This window comes from Iodobacter arcticus (assembly GCF_042664895.1).
In the GTDB taxonomy this organism is placed as follows: domain Bacteria; phylum Pseudomonadota; class Gammaproteobacteria; order Burkholderiales; family Chitinibacteraceae; genus Iodobacter; species Iodobacter arcticus.
Window position 1 is genome coordinate 221,841 of the sequence record NZ_JBHTBQ010000033.1, and the last position, 17,326, is coordinate 239,166.

At 48.8% G+C, this 17,326-nt stretch carries 16 protein-coding genes; 12 read left to right on the forward strand and 4 right to left on the reverse strand.

Features of this window, described 5'->3' with window-relative positions:
- Window positions 1-11: 11 nt before the first annotated feature.
- The 3 genes from ACFQNF_RS15000 (at window position 12) to ACFQNF_RS15010 (ending at window position 7,016) form a co-directional block, all read left to right on the forward strand.
- Window positions 12-575 carry a chalcone isomerase family protein gene (locus ACFQNF_RS15000; RefSeq protein ID WP_380188736.1) on the forward strand — a complete coding sequence of 188 codons (564 nt, stop codon included), beginning with the start codon at window positions 12-14 and terminating at the stop codon, window positions 573-575.
- A 758-nt stretch (window positions 576-1,333) separates the two neighbouring features.
- Window positions 1,334-3,130 carry an autotransporter assembly complex protein TamA gene (locus ACFQNF_RS15005; protein ID WP_380188737.1) on the forward strand — a complete coding sequence of 599 codons (1,797 nt, stop codon included), beginning with the start codon at window positions 1,334-1,336 and terminating at the stop codon, window positions 3,128-3,130.
- A 1-nt stretch (window position 3,131) separates the two neighbouring features.
- Complete coding sequence (locus ACFQNF_RS15010) at window positions 3,132-7,016, forward strand: translocation/assembly module TamB domain-containing protein (RefSeq protein ID WP_380188738.1); 3,885 nt, start codon at window positions 3,132-3,134, stop codon at window positions 7,014-7,016.
- Window positions 7,017-7,245: 229 nt separating this feature from the next.
- On the opposite strand, the gene ACFQNF_RS15015 is transcribed toward ACFQNF_RS15010, so the two are convergent.
- Entirely contained in the window at window positions 7,246-7,527 is a 282-nt protein-coding gene (locus tag ACFQNF_RS15015) for a barstar family protein (protein WP_380188739.1), read from the reverse strand.
- Window positions 7,518-7,949: a ribonuclease domain-containing protein gene (locus ACFQNF_RS15020; protein ID WP_380188740.1), complete on the reverse strand. Its 432-nt coding sequence runs from the start codon at window positions 7,947-7,949 to the stop codon at window positions 7,518-7,520. The genes ACFQNF_RS15015 and ACFQNF_RS15020 overlap by 10 nt, the downstream gene beginning before the upstream one ends.
- A 127-nt stretch (window positions 7,950-8,076) precedes the next feature.
- Between ACFQNF_RS15020 and leuC the strand changes: the two genes are divergently transcribed.
- From leuC to ACFQNF_RS15050, 6 genes are all read left to right on the forward strand, one after another.
- A complete protein-coding gene (leuC, locus tag ACFQNF_RS15025; RefSeq protein WP_380188741.1) occupies window positions 8,077-9,483 on the forward strand; it encodes a 3-isopropylmalate dehydratase large subunit in 1,407 nt (468 codons plus the stop codon).
- A 10-nt stretch (window positions 9,484-9,493) separates the two neighbouring features.
- Window positions 9,494-9,622, forward strand: coding sequence for an entericidin A/B family lipoprotein (locus tag ACFQNF_RS15030; protein WP_380188742.1), 129 nt, complete (start codon window positions 9,494-9,496; stop codon window positions 9,620-9,622).
- Window positions 9,619-10,257: a 3-isopropylmalate dehydratase small subunit gene (gene leuD / locus ACFQNF_RS15035; RefSeq protein ID WP_380188743.1), complete on the forward strand. Its 639-nt coding sequence runs from the start codon at window positions 9,619-9,621 to the stop codon at window positions 10,255-10,257. The genes ACFQNF_RS15030 and leuD overlap by 4 nt, the downstream gene beginning before the upstream one ends.
- A gap of 94 nt (window positions 10,258-10,351) precedes the next feature.
- The gene (gene nagB, locus ACFQNF_RS15040; RefSeq protein ID WP_380188744.1) at window positions 10,352-11,086 is read left to right on the forward strand and encodes a glucosamine-6-phosphate deaminase; all 735 of its coding nucleotides are present in this window, start codon (window positions 10,352-10,354) and stop codon (window positions 11,084-11,086) included.
- A gap of 97 nt (window positions 11,087-11,183) precedes the next feature.
- Window positions 11,184-11,705, forward strand: a complete 522-nt coding sequence (locus ACFQNF_RS15045; RefSeq protein ID WP_380188745.1) for a GNAT family N-acetyltransferase — start codon at window positions 11,184-11,186, stop codon at window positions 11,703-11,705.
- A gap of 20 nt (window positions 11,706-11,725) precedes the next feature.
- Complete coding sequence (locus ACFQNF_RS15050; protein ID WP_380188746.1) at window positions 11,726-12,226, forward strand: C40 family peptidase; 501 nt, start codon at window positions 11,726-11,728, stop codon at window positions 12,224-12,226.
- Here the strand turns inward: ACFQNF_RS15050 and ACFQNF_RS15055 are convergent.
- Entirely contained in the window at window positions 12,223-12,687 is a 465-nt protein-coding gene (locus ACFQNF_RS15055; RefSeq protein WP_380188747.1) for a flagella synthesis protein FlgN, read from the reverse strand. The two genes, ACFQNF_RS15050 and ACFQNF_RS15055, sit on opposite strands and share 4 nt — an antisense overlap.
- The gene (flgM, locus tag ACFQNF_RS15060) at window positions 12,688-12,972 is read right to left on the reverse strand and encodes a flagellar biosynthesis anti-sigma factor FlgM (RefSeq protein ID WP_380188748.1); all 285 of its coding nucleotides are present in this window, start codon (window positions 12,970-12,972) and stop codon (window positions 12,688-12,690) included.
- Between the two features lie 251 nt (window positions 12,973-13,223).
- On the opposite strand from flgM, the gene ACFQNF_RS15065 reads away from it, so the two are divergent.
- The 3 genes from ACFQNF_RS15065 to ACFQNF_RS15075 all read left to right on the forward strand — a co-directional run bounded on the left by ACFQNF_RS15065 (window position 13,224) and on the right by ACFQNF_RS15075 (window position 17,154).
- Complete coding sequence (locus tag ACFQNF_RS15065; RefSeq protein ID WP_380188749.1) at window positions 13,224-15,233, forward strand: M13 family metallopeptidase; 2,010 nt, start codon at window positions 13,224-13,226, stop codon at window positions 15,231-15,233.
- Window positions 15,234-15,633: 400 nt separating this feature from the next.
- Window positions 15,634-16,059: a PRC-barrel domain-containing protein gene (locus tag ACFQNF_RS15070; protein WP_380188750.1), complete on the forward strand. Its 426-nt coding sequence runs from the start codon at window positions 15,634-15,636 to the stop codon at window positions 16,057-16,059.
- Between the two features lie 192 nt (window positions 16,060-16,251).
- Entirely contained in the window at window positions 16,252-17,154 is a 903-nt protein-coding gene (locus ACFQNF_RS15075) for a hypothetical protein (protein ID WP_380188751.1), read from the forward strand.
- Window positions 17,155-17,326 lie beyond the last annotated feature (172 nt).

Sequence of the window (17,326 nt, forward strand, 5' to 3'; positions counted from 1 at the left end):
GAAATGAAAAAATGAAAAAACTACTGATGACCGCATCTTTTGTGCTGGCGGCACAAAGCAGCATGGCTTTGGAAGTGGCGGGGGTGAATCTGGCGGATCGCGCCGAGTTGGCCAGCCAGTCTTTGGCGCTAAATGGTGCAGGCGTGCGTAAAAAAGTATTTTTTGATGTCTATCTGGCCGCGCTTTATGTGCCGGTTAAAACGCAAGATGCAAGCTCGGTCGTCAATGGTGCAGCGCCTCGCCGTATGGAGCTGCGCATGCTGCGTGAAGTTTCGGCCGCAACCATGCATGAAGGCTTTGTAGATAGCTTAAAAGCGAATCAAAGCGAGGCGGCTTTAGTGATATTGGCGCCAAAAATTGCCGAGCTGGAGCAAGTGTTTAAACAAGTAAAGACCGCAGCCAAAGGGGATGTGATTTTGCTTGATTTTATTCCGGGGCAGGGAACACGCGTTACGGTGCGCGGTAAAACCTATACGACGATTGCGGGCGATGATTTTGCTGCAGCGATGTTGTCAATCTGGCTGGGTAAAGCGCCAGTGAACGATTCATTAAAGTCTGCTTTGCTGGGTAAGTGATTTATATCACAGTGGTGATTTTAACGGCCACTTTGTTTGCGATCGCTACTGCCGTGGCGCAATAAACAGCCGCTGCATGGCGATTTTCTGCATGTTGTTGGCATGTGTTTGCCATTGGGTTGCTTGTTTGTTGCGCTTGATGCCGAAGAGCGATCAGGGGGTGTTGCGATATTTTGCAGGATCCCTTTTTTTGATCTTGCGCGCGCCAGTCTTCTCTTTTGGGCTCCCTTGTTAGCGCCACATCGAGTAGTGACGGCGCAATATGTGTGTAGTTAAATTACATTGTAATGTTATTTATTTTTATTTTTAATACATGCTATCTCTTTGTATTTTATAAAGATAATTATATTTTTTGTAGTCTTTGGTTTGTTTTTTTGCAAATATACAGGTAGTTTTACTACAAAAATACTTGCGGGTGCTCGGTAGTTTTGTTAAAGTTACTCCATTGCTTGATTGGGAACAGACTTCTGGCCCAAACTTTTAAGGAGATGCAAATGCGTACCTTGCAAATTATTTTTAAGAACATCGAATCTGCTCAAAACTTGCTGTTGAAATCCCAAGGTTTTATTGCAACTCGTTGATCTGTCGGTTTAGCTGTTTGTAAGTGTGGTAAGTAGTAGGTTGTTGTGTGTGTAGTATGTTTTGACTCTTCATCTGGTCTTTCTTGTTACCCGGCTCTGTGTTTTGCATCTTCGGATGCGTATACAGACCGGGTTCTTTTTTGTCTGCTGCGCCCCCCATGCGGTAAAGTAGCGGCCTTGTCTCTTTTTAAAATCACCCTCATGATTGTTCGGTCATTTTTCGTCCTTGTTTTGGCGTTCCCTGTGCTGGCTCTTGCGGATGAGCCGCCTGCTATCGATGCAGAACAAAACGTCTATTTTCCCTATGTTTTAGAGATTGAAGCGCCTGATGATTTGTTCGATCTTCTCGACAAGCATCTGGATTTATCGCGCATGGAAACTGAAAAAAGGATGACGAGAGAGCAGCTTTTGCGCCTGATCGACAATGCACCTGAAGCGGTGAGTGGTTTGTTATCGACCGAGGGTTACTTTTCGCCCACGGTTAAAATCAAGCTGGGAGAATCAACCACACCCGCTCTAGTTTCTCTGTATGTGGATGCGGGGCAGCCCACGCGGGTTCGCAATGTAGACGTCAATTACACTGGTGGTGTTATTCCAGATGAGGCGCGGATGAAGCGCCTGATCGATAGGCAGGAGCAAACATGGCCTTTGCCTGAAGGCAGTGTGTTTCGCCAAAGAGCTTGGGATGATGGCAAGCGCCGTGCGATCAGCACACTCTTGAATCGCCGCTATCCTGCCGCTAGGATGCTGCGTGCCGAAGCGAGCGTTGACCCGGAAAACCACACGGTAGATTTAACGATAGATATAGATAGCGGGCCTGCTTATTACTACGGGCCATTAAGTATTACCGGCTTATCGCGTTACCCTGAAAAGCTGGTTCGCAATAATGTTCAGTTTCATGAAGGCGCTGAATACCGCCGTAATGATTTATTAGAGCTGCAAACCTATCTGCAGAATCTGCCGCATTTTTCCCTTGTTTTAGTTGATGTCGATCTGCCGGCTGATCCGCCTTATATTGCGCCGGTAAAAGTTACCGTGCAGGAAGCGCCTTTAAGCAAAATCAGTACTGGTTTGGGGTTTAGCACTAATACCGGTGTGCGTGGTTCATTTGATTACCGTTATTTAAATCTGCTGGATCGGGCGTGGGTGCTCGATACTGGTTTTCGTTTGCAGCAAAAAGAGCAGTCATTTAATGCCGGGGTGACTTTCCCCCGCTTTGCCTCAGGCTATGTGCATCGGGTTTATGGCAGCTTTGTGCGTGAAGATATTCAGGGCTTAGCTACCAGCACGTGGAAAACCGGGGTTTCCAGAAGCATTACCGATGAAAATATTGATCGCTTAATCGCAATTGAATACCAAATGGAGCGCCGCGAGTTAAACGATGGCACGGTGTCTGATCCGCAATCCTTAACTGCCAAGTATCAATGGGTGCGCCGCGATGTAGACCGTATCAGAAACCCACGTTCGGGCAATGTGATTACTTTAGAGGGCGGTGGGGCACTTAAAGGCCTGTTGTCGGATGAAAGCTTTGTGCGCATTTATGGTCGTGGCGTGCAGTTCTGGCCTGTGGGGGAAAAAAGTGTGGTGGTGGGGCGTTTAGAGTTGGGGGATACCTTTACTAAAGAATCTTTTAATGTGCCGTCTGATTGGTTGTTCCGTACTGGGGGCTCTTCCTCGGTGCGTGGTTATGATTATCAAAGCTTGGGCTTATCGGCAGGCGGCTCTACCGTACCTGGCCGGGTGATGGCAGTGAGCTCTTTAGAATTTCAGACACCTGTTTATAAAGACTGGTTGGGTGCGGTATTTGTTGATCATGGTGGTGTGGGAGATCAGTGGAAAGACTGGCGCGGCTCGACTGGGGTTGGGCTGGGTGCGCGTTGGGTGAGCCCCGTGGGCGTGATTGGTCTGGATGTGGCAAGAGGTGTGGAAGAGAAACAATTCCGGGTGCATTTTTCGATGGGGGTGACCTTCTAAAATGCAAACTAACCCAGCGCCTAATCCCGAGATACCTGCTGCTGCACCTCCTTTGCGTCCTAAGTATTCTCTGTTTCGCCGCTTGATTGGTGTATTGCTACTCTTGCTGCTTGTGCCGGTGTTTTTATTGACCCTCTCTTTGGCTTTTTTTGACTCACAAACGGGTCGGGATTGGCTGGTGAAGCAAGTTAATCAGAGTGGTATGGCTAAGCTACGCGCTATTGATGGCTCTTTATGGTCAGATTTTGCACTACGTGGCTTGGTGGTTGATACCGCCGATGTCAAAATTGCGATTGATAAAGTGAGTCTGGCGTGGAGCCCATACAGCCTGCTGGCGCGTGATTTATCGCTTGATGAGCTGGTGATCGGCCATTTAGAGGTTGATATCAAACCTAGCCCGCCAGACAAGCCGCCATCGCCGCCGCCAGATAGTATGACGCTGCCCATTGGTCTGCATATCGATCAGGCACAGATTGATCGCCTAAGCATTAAAGGCTCACCCGATATTGAATCGCTGCGCTTTAAGCTGGCGAGTAATGGCCGTTTCCATCAGCTTGCTTTGGATCAGCTAAAGCTGAAGCTGCCGCAAATTGATGCCACTCTGAAAGGCAACCTAGCGTTAGTGGGCACTTTGCCCTTTGTGACTTCCGGCCAGCTAGAGCTAAGCGGTAAGGCGGAAAACCAGCCCTTGCAATCGCAAATCAAATTGAGTGGCGAGCTGCGTAAATTGCGCCTGACAGGCGATGTGAAAAGTAATCAGCTTAAGGCCATGATTAATGCACGGCTTGATGTGTTTGCGCCCTATACCTATCAATTGCTGAGTGAAGGCCAGATTAAGCTTCAGCAGCTTAATCCTGCGTTGCTTATGCCAGGCCTGCCTAAAGCATTGCTTGATGTATCTTTATCCGTTGTGCCGTTGGGTGAGAATGCCGCCAGTGGCTCTTTAGAAATCCGTAACGCCATGCCCTTAATGGTGGATCAGGGCGGGCTGCCCTTCACCCAGATCAGCAGCAAATTAGGGTATCTAAAAGAAACAGTCACGCTTAAAGCGATGTCGCTTGATTTGCTGGGGCAAGGGCAAATTAAAGGGGCGGGCCATCTGGATAAGGGCCAGCTTAAATTGCAGCTTGATTTGGCTAAAATCGACCCTGCCAAGCTCTTCTCTCGCCAGCCGCCAGCCTCTTTGGGGGGCACTATCCACTTAAAAGGCCCGTGGCTGGCTCCTGATGTGTTGGCCAAGCTGGCCGATAAACAGCGTAATGTGGCGCTTGATCTGGATATGGGCTGGTTAAATCCTAAGCATGAGCGCCGTATCGCATTGCGCCAGGCTCGCTTATCCAGAGCAAATAGCAGTGTGTCTTTGCGGGGCGAATTGGGCTTGCTGGATGCAAAGGGCGTGGCAAAAAATGATTTCAAGCTGATCGGTGAATTTGCCGGGATTAATCCGGCAGAGTTTGTGGCTAGCCCTAAGGGATCAATAACCGGGCAATTTAAACTAGCGGGAGCTTTGCAGCCTGCGATTAAAGCCAGTGTGGATTACAGCCTAGGTGATAGCCGCTTTAATGGCGAAGTATTAAGCGGCAAGGGGCAGCTTAATATAGAAGAGACGCGCGTTTCTAATGCGGATCTGTGGTTGGCGCTGGGGGGGAATCGGATCGATGCCCAAGGCGCTCTGGGCCTTGTCAATGATCAGCTTAAACTTAAAATTAAGTTGCCACAGCTGCAGCAGTTTGGCCCCGGCTTTGCCGGAAAAATTAGCGGTGATGCACAATTAAAAGGTGCCATGCTGAGCCCGCAAATTGCCACACAGCTGGCTGTGGCAGGCTTGCAAACGCCATTTGGCGTGTCGGTGAATCAGGCTGCTGTAGAGGCTGAATTACAATCCGATCTAACAGGCCCGATGCATGTCCGTGCAGATGTGAGCGATGCGAAGGCGGCAGGGGTGCAAATACAAAGCCTGAACCTGAAAGTGGATGGTAGCCGGGCCAAGCATAGTGCCAGCTTGTTGCTAAAGGGTCAGCAGGATGAGCGTTTGATCGATGTAAGCTCGCGCTTTGAAGGCGGCTTAAATGAGCTGTGGGTTTGGCGCGGTAGAGTGCAGAGCCTGCAAGTGAATCAGCCGATTGCCCTCAACTTAGCCGCACCTCTGGCGTTAGAAGCTGGGGCTAATTTGATCCGCATGGGTGATGCGCGTCTCCTGATGGGCGACACGCGGGTGCATATCGAAAGGTTGATCTGGCAAGACGGCCGTTTAGATACGGCAGGCGAGCTAGAGCAAGTTTCCGTAGGCCAGTGGTTGACGCTACTGGGGCAAAAAGAAGTGATCGGTAATTTAATGCTGGGCGGACGCTGGGCTTTGAAGTCAGCGGGTAGCTTAGACGGGCAGCTGGAGATTCACCGGCAATCGGGTGATTTAAAATATGTAACGCACAACACCGCGCCGCAAAAGTTTGATCTGCAAGATTTAAAGTTACAAATGAATGCCAAGCAATCGATATTGAATTTTACTGGCAATTTAAGCTCGGGGCGCTTCGGGCAGATGCAGGCCAATGGCAGTGCTTTGCTAGACGCCGTGAACTGGCGTTTGGCAGAGCGCGCACCGGTAGATGTCTTTATTAAAGGTGATTTGCCTAAATTGGCGATGTTGGGCCCCTTGCTTGGGCCAGATTTAACGCTGGCAGGCAGTGGCCGTTTTGAAGTGCGCCACACCGGCTTACTTAAAAACAATGAATGGACTGGTTTTGTATATGGCGATGATTTGTCGGTGCGCGATGCGGCCACGGGTTTGTCTTTGCAAGAAGGCAAAGTCAGAGTGAGCTTGGATAAGCGGCTGATTAATTTGCAGCAGTTCCAGTTTAAAGGCGGGCAAGGTACTTTGGATGCGAAGGGGACATTTGATTTGGCTGGCCCTAGCCCGAGTGCCAGCGCTCAAGTCACGGCAAATAAGCTCACCTTAATCAGTAAGGCCGATATGCTGGTGGTGATGTCGGGGCAGGGCAATATCACGCTCAGAGATAAAGCCATGAGCGTCAGCGGCCAGCTTAAGGCGGATGAGGGCGATATTCGCTTTCAATCGAATGATGTGCCCAAGCTCTCCGATGATGTTGTGATTAAAGGGCGGAGCAAAGCACCGGTTGATGCAGGGCCTAAGTTGTCCTTGCAAATGGATATCGATTTAGGGAAAAACTTTCGCTTCCGTGGCTATGGTCTGGATGCGCGTTTGGCGGGTTTGCTGCGCTTGCGTACACAAGCCAATCAAGCGCCTACAGCACATGGTGTGGTGCAAGTGGCAGAAAACGAAGGCAATGCGCGCAGCACCTATAGTGCTTATGGCCAGAAGCTGGATATCGAGCGCGGTGTGCTGGCTTTTCAAGGGCCGATTGATAATCCGGGCTTAGATGTGCTGGCGATGCGGCGCGGGCAGGAAGTTGAGGCGGGGGTGCAGGTGTCGGGTACGGCATTAAAGCCGCAGGTAAGGCTTTATTCCGAACCGAACCGGCCTGATAGTGAAAAACTCAGCTGGCTCTTGTTCGGGCATGGCTCGGATAGCATGGATAAATCTGATAGCGCGCTGATGCTGCAAGTGGCTAATGCGCTACTGACGTCAGGCGATAACGCCAGCTTTAGCGAGGGAATCCTTGGCAAAGTTGGCCTTGATGATGTGGGTTTTAGCAGCCAGAAAGAAAAAGACGGCACATCAACCCAGGTGGTGTCTGTAGGCAAGCAGCTGAGCAAAAATGTACGCGTTTCACTAGAGAAAAGCATAAATGGCTTACGCGATGCGGTGAAATTCACCTGGCAGCTCACTAAAGGATGGTCCTTGGTTTCACGAATCGGTACAGACGAAACCACGGGTGATGCCTATTACACCTTCTCTTTTGATTAACGGGTAGCGGGGGATTTTCCCTTCGCATAAAAGCCAAACCTTAAATTACAGAGAAATAGAAGAGCACAGAGTGCTGCAGAGAAAGCATCAAGAAATAGGTTTTCTCTGTTAAGTGCCCGTGTTTTCTGTGGTGCTGAAGTTTCAAGCTTTGGGTTTTGTAGTGGTATTACTGAGGTGTGCAGCGAGCGGACGGCTAAGGTTTAAGGTAGTTTGCCCGCTCGTGAATCGCTTAAGGCTTGATAATCACCGTTAAATCATCCCTCTCTGCCGCTGCGTCTTCAAAGACGGCCAGTAGTGCTGCGTAATCTTCTTTTCCTAATGCGCCTTTAGCCTCTGCGCTGTTTTCCCAGGTAATTTGGATGGGACCTTCCAAGCTTGCGCTTAGTTCGTCATAAAGCGCATCTAGGTTGTTAATCGGATCGTTAGAAAAATCCAGCTGGGCTGTTAATTGCTGGTAGGCATCGCTGAGCTTACGGATGTGCTTAAGTACAACTTTCTGAGTTATTGACATGAGGGCACCTCGGTAAAGGTTTGATAGTGATCTACGGTAATAAAACGCGGGCCATTCTTGCTAAAAACAATACGTTTCGCGCCACGTTTGCCGCCTTGGTAATCTAAATCTGCTTCCTGATACTGACCCCGTGGCAGGCGGTTTTCGCGATTGCCAAAGCGATCACCGCCAATTGATTTGCCCGGCAGGCTTTGCCAGAGGCTGCTGCCGGGTCGCCAGCCTGCCGCTTGTGCTTCGCGTTTGGTCACAAACTTAGCGGGTAGGCGGTTTTGTTGATTCAGGCTGCTGAGGATTTCCGTTAGCTCACTGGTATTTGTGCCAGGGCGCAGCTGGCGGTTGATGTTTTCTACCACGCTCAGGCAAGAGGCGGCATGGGCCCAGCCGCTGGCGAGCAGCATCAGGGCGAGAAGTGATCGGTGCATTTGGCTTCCTCAGGTTTGGATGTAACTATTTTATTTAAACTACATCGGCATAAGTCTTGCTTACGCGGTTGTGGCAAAAGGGCTTCTATGCTAGTTTCGAGGGTCCTGACTTTTCTAGACTATCGCCATGGCTCAGACACTTTATGACAAACTTTGGCATTCCCACGTTGTTCGCACCGAAGACGATGGCACCTGCCTTATTTATATTGATCGTCACTTGGTGCATGAAGTCACCAGCCCGCAAGCCTTTGAAGGCTTGAAGTTAGCGGGCAGAACGCTATGGCGCAAGTCTTCGATTGTTTCGACTGCCGATCATAATACCCCGACTGATCACTGGGATTTGGGTATTCAAGATCCGATTTCTCGTCTGCAAGTAGAAACGCTGGACGCCAATATCAAAGAATTCGGCGCACTGGCTTATTACCCGTTTAAAGATCAGAAGCAAGGTATTGTGCACGTGGTGGGCCCGGAAAATGGCGCGACCTTACCTGGCATGACCGTGGTTTGTGGCGATAGTCACACCTCTACACACGGCGCTTTTGCCGCCCTTGCGCATGGCATTGGCACTTCTGAAGTCGAGCATGTGATGGCCACCCAAACGCTGGTTGCCAAAAAATCTAAAGCCATGTTGATCCGTGTGGATGGCGTTTTGGGCCGTGGTGTAACGGCAAAAGATGTGGCGCTGGCGATTATTGGCAAGGTAGGCACAGCAGGCGGCACGGGCTATGCCATCGAGTTTGGTGGTGAGGCGATCCGCTCGCTTTCTATCGAAGGGCGGATGACGCTTTGTAATATGGCGATTGAAGCGGGCGCACGTGCGGGCATGATCGCGGTGGATCATAAAACCATCGAATACCTGAAAGGTCGCCCTTATTCTCCGAATGCCAGCCAGTGGGATGCCGCTGTGGCGCATTGGAAAACACTGGTGTCTGATGAAGGCGCGGTATTCGATGCGCTGGTCACGCTGGACGCGGCTGAGATTGAGCCTCAGCTCACTTGGGGAACCTCGCCAGAGCAAGTCTTGGGGATTTCCGGCGCTGTGCCAGATCCTGCTGCCGAGACAGATTTAGTAAAGCGCGGTAGTTACGAGCGCGCTTTGCAATACATGGGCCTGACCGCCAATACACCGCTGACCGATATTCAGATCGATAAAGTGTTTATCGGCTCCTGTACCAACTCCCGCATCGAAGATTTGCGCGCAGCAGCAGGCATTGCCAAGGGTAAAACCAAGGCGGCCAATGTGAAGCTGGTGCTGGTGGTGCCAGGCTCTGGCCTTGTTAAAGCGCAGGCCGAAGCTGAAGGCTTGGATAAAATATTTGTTGCGGCGGGTTTCGAGTGGCGTGAGCCGGGTTGCTCGATGTGCTTGGCAATGAATGCGGATCGTTTAGAGCCGGGCGAGCGCTGTGCTTCTACCAGCAATCGTAATTTTGAAGGCCGCCAAGGCCAAGGCGGGCGCACCCATTTGCTCAGCCCAGAAATGGCGGCAGCAGCGGCCATTGCAGGTCATTTTGTTGATGTGCGCCAGCTGGCTTAAAGGAAAAATAATGAAGCGGATTACAACACTGATATTGATGTTTCTGATACTTGGGCTGACAGCGTGTAACACCGTATCGGGCATGGGCAAAGATATTAAAAAAGGTGGCGAAGCCATCGAAAAGGCGGCTAATAAATGAAAGCATTTACGCAGTTAAATGGTTTGGTTTGCCCGCTGGATCGCGCCAATGTGGATACCGATGCGATTATTCCTAAGCAGTTTTTAAAATCGATCAAGCGCTCTGGTTTTGGCCCGAATCTGTTTGATGAATGGCGTTATCTGGATCACGGCGAGCCGGGCATGGATAACAGTCTGCGCCAGCCTAATCCTGAGTTCGTGCTGAATTTTCCGCGCTATCAAGGTGCAGAAGTGTTGCTGGCAAGGGACAACTTTGGTTGTGGCTCTAGCCGCGAGCATGCACCGTGGGCGATTGATGATTTTGGCTTTCGCGTTGTGATTGCACCAAGCTTTGCCGATATTTTCTTTAATAACTGCTACAAAAACGGGCTGCTCCCCATTGTTTTAGATAGTGCCGTAGTTGAGCAGCTATTTGCAGAAAGTGAAGCCGCAGAGGGCTACCGCTTGACTGTTAATCTAGTAGCACAAACGGTTGTTACGCCATCAGGCCAGACTTTTGGTTTTGATATAACAGGGCATCGCAAGCATTGCTTATTAAATGGTCTGGATGAAATTGGTTTGACTTTGAATCACGCCGAAGAGATTAAGTCTTTTGAGGCTCAGCGCCGTATTGAGCAGCCTTGGTTGTTTTCTTGATTTTTTTTACTTCTGTTGTGCTTTGCATCAACAAAGTTTGTTGAGTCGCGTATAGTATCTACGTTGTTTTACTTATTTCGGAATACCTAAAATCATGATTTTGCATAAATTCAAAGACCAAAATGAGCTAAACCGTGTTGGTGCGGACTTACTACTCTCTGTTGTGCGTTCTAAGCCTAATGCTATTTTGGGTATGGCTACCGGTAGTACCCCTGTTGGCATTTACCAGGAAATCGTAAAGAGCTTTAAGCAGGGCTTGGTGAGTTTTAAAGAAGTAACTACGTTTAATCTGGATGAATACGCAGGTTTGCCTGTTACTCATCCGGAATCATATCGTAGCTTTATGCAAAGCCATTTGTTTAATCATATCGACATTAAGCCGGAAAATACTTACGTGCCTAATGGTAATGCCGATGATTTGGATGAAGAAGGTCGTCGTTATGATGAGCTGATTTATCAAAAAGGTTTGGTCGATATGCAGATTCTGGGTATTGGCCATAACGGGCATATTGGCTTTAATGAGCCGGATGAATCTTTATCCCGCTTTACACATAAAGTGACTTTAAAACCAGAAACCCGTGAAGCCAATAAACGCTTCTTTAATAGCATTGATGATGTGCCCACCCATGCATTAACGATGGGCATGGGTTCAATCTTGCATGCCAAGTCTATTTTATTGGTGGTGAAAGGCGCAGAAAAAGCTGAGATTCTGGATCGCACTTTAAATGGCCCGATTACCACTCAAGTGCCTGCATCGTTCTTGCAAACACATCCTCGTGTGATTGTATTGACTGATTGCGATGTGGATTACAAGCGCTCACATTCCTGATCTAAAAGCCGTTTTTTAAGGCTGTATGTATAAAAACACCGAGGGAGCGATTTCGAGGTGTTTTTTTTGATTCAATAATTAGAGCGAAGGGTAAATAATGCGGATTGTTTCTTGTACTTATGCACTGCACGCAGAGCAGATACTCTTTATATTTAATGAGGCCATTGTTAACTCTACGGCGCTTTATGATTATAGCTTGCGGCCTTTAGCCAGTATGGTAGATTGGTTCGCAGATAAAGAAGCAAATCATTTGCCGGTGTTAGGCGTTGAAAATGAGGCGGGTGTTTTATTAGGCTTTGCATCTTATGGCGCGTTTCGTGTACGGCCTGCCTATAAATATTCTATTGAGCATTCGATTTATATTCACCCTGATCATCGCGGGCAGGGCTTGGGTAAAAAACTATTATTACTCCTTATTGAAAAAGCCCAAGAGCAGGGCTATCACACCTTAATTGGTGGAATTGATGCAGACAATACCGCAAGTATTGCCCTGCATCAGCAATTGGGTTTTAGTCACGCAGGTACGATTATGCAATCAGGATTTAAATTTGGCCGTTGGTTGGATTTAGCGTTTTATCAATTAATTCTAGCTACACCAGCAAATCCAGTAGATGGCTAACGCTTGTTAAAGGATTTAGATTGAAGAAGATTTTATTGCTGAGTATTCTAGTTTTAAGCGCGTGCAGCTCCACGCCACCACGCACTAAAGTGCCGTATTCGACTTCTAAATCCTTGAGCAATATTCAAGCCGCTGGCGCAGGCCGCGAGATCGTCATGTATGCGCTGGGCCTCTTGGATGTGAGCTATCAATTTGGCGGTAATAATCCTGAGGCAGGCTTGGATTGCAGCGGTATGGTGAGTTTTGTCTACAAAAATGCAGTAGGTGCGGTGTTGCCGCATAATGCGGCGCAAATCGCCAGCCTAGCTCGCCCTGTGGCGACCGAGCAGCTACAGGCAGGGGATCTGGTGTTTTTTAATACCTTGGGCCGCTCGTTTTCGCATATGGGGATTTACTTGGGTGACGGGCGCTTTATTCACGCGCCTTCGTCAAAGGGAAAGATCAGGGTGGAATCGATGTCCAGCCCTTACTTTGCGCAACGCTTCGAAGGGGGGCGTAGCTTACTGGCGCAAAATCCCTAGGCCAGATCGCGTCTTTGGCCTTGCGGCAGCGATGTTAGCTTGCCATCGGGGGCGTAGAGCGGGCTATTCTGACTGGCATCAAGCACTTGCTGCATAAAAGTATTGATGAGCTGCTGACGCGTTTCGATCAGCTTGCCATTGCTTGTATTAAAAGCCGCGGCCTGCCGGGTGTGTTCCAGCAATAAGTGCCACTGCACTAAGGCCTTGGGGTGCTGCTCAGTAAACCAAGCATCAATATCACTTTGTGGGTTGATGTCTTGCTCTGCAAAAAACTGGCTGAGTGCTAAACCCGCCTGCTCTGCTTCAAAAGCAGCTGTTTGCTTATCGATGGTAAGTACAAGCAGGGAATCCAGCTGATTGGAGATTAAATAACTTTGCTCTTCTTTTAGTAGGCCAAGCAGGGTTTGCATGCTGCTTATTGCCTGATGAAGCAGGTTATCTAAAGGCGCGGTGAGGATCATTTACTTACCTAGGAGTTCTTGTGCGCTTTGAATAATCTTGCCAGCAATGGCATCGGTGCGCACAGTAAAGCGGCCTTCGCTAATGGCTTTTTTGAGGGATTCAACCCGTTCGACATCAAAACTTGGTTTTGAGCTTTGTTCGATTTGGCTGAGCTTGGCGGCAAGCGGGTTGATGGTAACGCTATCCGTATTGGTTCGCTCGGCACTTGCGGAGCTGGTGTTTGGGGCGCGCTCACTGCTACGGCTTGGTACCGTATTTAGTGGTTTGCTTTGGTCGATTTTCATGGTGTTTCATCCTTCGTCACGGGCCAGTGTGACTTGCTATTACAGTCATTATGCCAAGTATCGACGTAATTCGTAAAAACTTTAGCATATCTACTGTTTATAAGGCGTCTCTGATGCATTTTTATTGTTTTACTTGGTTTTTCTTTCACGCCCGGACAGCCTTAAGGCATTATATGCCACAGATTGCTTGAACTCATTATCGTGCATCGTCATTTTAAATTGAGCGATACACTTATTTACGGGGCTTTTGAATGAAACAACAATTCGCTTTATCGATTATTGCGGCAACTCTGGCTTTTGGCGCGCAGGCCACTTCTCGTTCTGGTCTGGATGCAGAGCGTTTTGATCAAAGTATTCGGGTGCAAGATGATTTGTATCATTCCGTAAATGGCACATGGCTAAAAAATACCGAAATACCCAGCGATAAGCCGTCGCATGGTGCATTTTTAATTTTGCGCGATCGGGCCGAAGCGCAAGTTCGCAGTATTGTAGAAATGGCGGCTAGCCAAAATGGTGCGCCGGGCTCTGCTGTAAAAAAAGTGGGCGATCTATATCAAAGCTATATGAATGAAGCACTGGTTGAGCAACGCGGCTTAGCCCCTTTGCAAGCAACTTTAGCGGCAATTGCAGATTTAAAAGATCAAAAAGAACTCGCAGCGCAATTTGCCCAGCTTAGCCTGTTGGGCTTGAACGCACCCTTTGGTGTTTATGTAGGGCAAGACGAAAAAAATTCAACGGCTTATATTATCAATGTGTATCAAACTGGGTTGAGCCTGCCAGATCGTGATTACTATTTAAAATCAGATGCAAAATTTATGGCCGCACGCGAAGCATTGGCGATTTATTTTGAGCGATTATTAAAATTATCGGGTGAATCGCAAGTTGATGTTGCGGCTTTGCTGGCTTTTGAAACTGAGCTAGCCCAAGTGCAATGGACCAAGGTTGAAAACCGTGATCCGCAAAAAACCTATAATAAAAAAACACTGGCCGAATTAAAAACACTTGCCCCTGATTTCGCTTGGGATGAATATTGGCAAGCGATGGGCGTGCAAGGCAAGGCAGAATCAGTTGTGGTTTCTCAGCCTAGTTATATTAAAGCGATGAGCCAGATTATTGCCAAAACACCATTAGCAACATTAAAAGTATGGCTGAAATTTAAAACTTTAGATCAATATGCCAATGCTCTACCTAAAGCGTATGTGGATTTAGCATTTGATTTTCATGGTAAGGCTTTGTCTGGCGTGCCAGAGCAAAAGCCCCGCTGGAAAAAAGCCATTGCTGCAACCAATAGCAGCTTAGGCGAGGCAGTGGGCGAGCTTTATATTGCCAAGCATTTTACGCCAGAAGCTAAAGCCAAAATGGATGTGATGGTTAAAAACCTAATGGCATCTTATCGCACAGGGATTAAAGATTTAACTTGGATGAGTGCAGCAACAAAGCTTAAAGCGCAGGAAAAATTATCTAAATTTACCGTGAAAATTGGCTATCCAGAGCAATGGATTGATTATTCAACACTAGACATTAAAGCCGATGATTTGCTGGGTAATTTACAACGCGCGCAACGTTTTACCAGTGCGCGTGAAATAGCCAAATTAGGTAAACCGATTGATCGCAAAGAATGGGGCATGACGCCTCAAACCGTTAATGCCTATTACAACCCCAGCATGAATGAAATTGTTTTTCCTGCCGCTATTTTACAAGCGCCATTCTTTGATCCAACCGCAGATGATGCCGTGAATTACGGCGCAATTGGCGGCGTAATCGGCCACGAAATCTCACACGGTTTTGATGACCAAGGTAGCCAGTACGACGGCGATGGTAATTTAAAAAACTGGTGGGGCAAGCAAGACAGCAAAGCATTTAAAGCATTAACCAGCAAACTGGTCGCCCAATACGACGCCTATGAGGCGATTCCTGGTAAGCATGTGAACGGCAAATTAACCTTAGGTGAGAATATCGCCGATCTATCCGGATTGGCAGTGGCCTATAAGGCATATCAACTGTCATTAGCAGGCAAGCCTTCCGCCAAAATTGACGGCTATAGCGGCGAGCAGCGTTTCTTTTTAGGCTGGAGCCAAGTATGGGCCAGCAAAATGCGCGAACCCATGACCCTACAATTACTACTCACCGACCCCCACAGCCCCGGCCAATTCCGCGCCAATGGCGCAGCAGTGAATAGCGACGCTTTTTATAAAGCCTTTAACGTAAAAGAAGGCGACACGATGTATAAGCCAAGTAAAGAGCGAATTCGTATCTGGTAATGTATCTGGAAAAAATGGCTTGAAATAGGGCGTTGAGTGATCTCAGCGCCTTTTTTTCTGGGTTTTACGTATAGCCGGATTAGTTAATAATTCCAATAGCATTTTCGCGGAATAATTTACAGGCTCTTGCACGACGCCCTCAATGTATTCACAAACGCATCTTCACTTTCGTAAACCTGAACGAGCGATGTGATCACACGCGGCAATTTCGCCCATAGCACTTGCCGTGGTTTTTGTTCCGATTGCATTTCAATATGCACGCGCCCCCTTCATCAAGTCGTACTCTAAGTGCGGCACCGCACAGACCCCAGTTTACTGTTGGCTTAACTTGATATTGGCACCATCGCACTGCGCGATACCGATGTCACATTAGGAATTGAACTCTTGACTGGAGATAAACATGAATTACACAGACCGTGATGTCTATGGCATGTACAAGGACAAAAGTGGCACTAACGCTGGTCCCGGACCTGCGCTTATGGGGGCTAACACTCTTGTGGATAACAATGTATACAATCAGCAAGACGAGGATCTAGGGCAGATCAAAGAGATTATGCTTGATGTGGCTTCCGGTCGCATTGCCTATGCAGTTCTGTCTTTTGGCGGACTTCTTGGCATGGGCACGAAGTTCTTTGCTGTGCCATGGAGTGCGCTGGAACTCGATCCAGTAAACAAGCGTTTTGTTCTGAACGTGAATAAAGATCGACTCGATAAAGCCCCAGGTTTCGACAAGGACAATTGGCCGAACATGGCTGATGCCACATGGGAGCAGAGCATCCATGCTTACTATGGAACAGAGCCCGGTTCATATCTGAATCGTAACTAAAGCAAATCGCCCACGTCATGTGGGCGGTCTTGTTTGGGGCCGTAATCTAAATCAAAAAACAGTTAGAAACGAGGATGGATCGGCAAGTGACGTGGCCGAGGCCGAGCAAGTAGTGCGGCTGCCTCGCTGTTAGATATCGATCCATTTAGAACGATTTCCTAGTATATAAAATAGTCAAAAAAAGGATGCATCATGGACGCCCAGCCACTCGCACCAAATAGCCTCCTTGCCGATTCAACTGTGGTCGATAGCCAGGCCTCTGGCGTTGCTTGGGGGGCTGTATTTGCAGGGGCCGCCGTAGCCGCAGCGCTGTCGTTTATCCTCTTGATTTTAGGTGTTGGTCTTGGTTTGTCATCCATCTCGCCTTACTCCTATAGTGCGAGCCCAATGGGTTTGCCGACGATCGCTTGGCTTATGTTTATGCAACTGGCGGCGTCTGGCATCGGGGGGTATATAGCAGGTCGCTTGCGTGTGAAATGGGCCGGTGTACACCGCGATGAGGTTCATTTTCGTGATACCGCACATGGCCTCTTGGCTTGGGCACTTGCAACATTGGTGACCGTCGCGGTTCTCGCTGGCGGCGCACGTGCGGTCTTGAGTAGCGCTATTGAGGCCGGAGTAAGCGCACCCTCGCTCGCCACCCATTCGCAAAGCATGGGCCGATCCGATCTGGGGCAATCACTCTATTCAAGCGAATACTTTGCGGGCGTGATGTTACGTTCAAACGCCGCAGCGCCTGTGCCTGATTCATTGCGCGCCGAGGTTGGAGCTCTACTGATGAGCGGCGTGATGTCAGGGGGGATCAGCTCTGAGGATCGCGCCTATCTGGGCCAATTGATTGCAAAGCGCTCTGGCCTTGGCCAAGTCGATGCAGAGCGTCGAGTAGATGAAATCTATGTGCGTGCCGCCAAAGCATCTGCAGAGGCGACAGCTAAGAGCAAGGCAATGGCCGAAACGGCGCGCAAGGCCGCCGCGCATTCCGCCCTGTGGATGTTCGTCGCACTCCTCTTGGGTGCATTTATCGCTAGCTTTTCGGCCACCTTTGGTGGGCGAGCTCGTGACCATGATCGCGCTATCTTGCGCCCACTTCTGTAAGCCTTCTGGAGAAAACCATGCGTTCAATCCTTCTTCTTATACTTGGCGTGCCCATTCCGATTATTATTTTAATTGCTATATTAATGTAATCATTTTTGCAAGATCCTCAAAAAGGATCACGCCATGACAAGCACAACTAAGACGGCGGCGATATAGAGGCTACATGCGTATC

What these genes read in the sequence shown, in the direction of transcription:
- ACFQNF_RS15000 (WP_380188736.1), top strand. Translation starts at nt 12, where the DNA reads ATGAAAAAACTACTGATGACCGCATCTTTTGTGCTGGCGGCACAAAGC.
- ACFQNF_RS15010 (WP_380188738.1), top strand. Translation starts at nt 3,132, where the DNA reads ATGCAAACTAACCCAGCGCCTAATCCCGAGATACCTGCTGCTGCACCT.
- ACFQNF_RS15015 (WP_380188739.1), bottom strand. Translation starts at nt 7,527, where the DNA reads ATGTCAATAACTCAGAAAGTTGTACTTAAGCACATCCGTAAGCTCAGC.
- ACFQNF_RS15020 (WP_380188740.1), bottom strand. Translation starts at nt 7,949, where the DNA reads ATGCACCGATCACTTCTCGCCCTGATGCTGCTCGCCAGCGGCTGGGCC.
- leuC (WP_380188741.1), top strand. Translation starts at nt 8,077, where the DNA reads ATGGCTCAGACACTTTATGACAAACTTTGGCATTCCCACGTTGTTCGC.
- ACFQNF_RS15030 (WP_380188742.1), top strand. Translation starts at nt 9,494, where the DNA reads ATGAAGCGGATTACAACACTGATATTGATGTTTCTGATACTTGGGCTG.
- leuD (WP_380188743.1), top strand. Translation starts at nt 9,619, where the DNA reads ATGAAAGCATTTACGCAGTTAAATGGTTTGGTTTGCCCGCTGGATCGC.
- nagB (WP_380188744.1), top strand. Translation starts at nt 10,352, where the DNA reads ATGATTTTGCATAAATTCAAAGACCAAAATGAGCTAAACCGTGTTGGT.
- ACFQNF_RS15045 (WP_380188745.1), top strand. Translation starts at nt 11,184, where the DNA reads ATGCGGATTGTTTCTTGTACTTATGCACTGCACGCAGAGCAGATACTC.
- ACFQNF_RS15055 (WP_380188747.1), bottom strand. Translation starts at nt 12,687, where the DNA reads ATGATCCTCACCGCGCCTTTAGATAACCTGCTTCATCAGGCAATAAGC.
- flgM (WP_380188748.1), bottom strand. Translation starts at nt 12,972, where the DNA reads ATGAAAATCGACCAAAGCAAACCACTAAATACGGTACCAAGCCGTAGC.
- ACFQNF_RS15065 (WP_380188749.1), top strand. Translation starts at nt 13,224, where the DNA reads ATGAAACAACAATTCGCTTTATCGATTATTGCGGCAACTCTGGCTTTT.
- ACFQNF_RS15070 (WP_380188750.1), top strand. Translation starts at nt 15,634, where the DNA reads ATGAATTACACAGACCGTGATGTCTATGGCATGTACAAGGACAAAAGT.
- ACFQNF_RS15075 (WP_380188751.1), top strand. Translation starts at nt 16,252, where the DNA reads ATGGACGCCCAGCCACTCGCACCAAATAGCCTCCTTGCCGATTCAACT.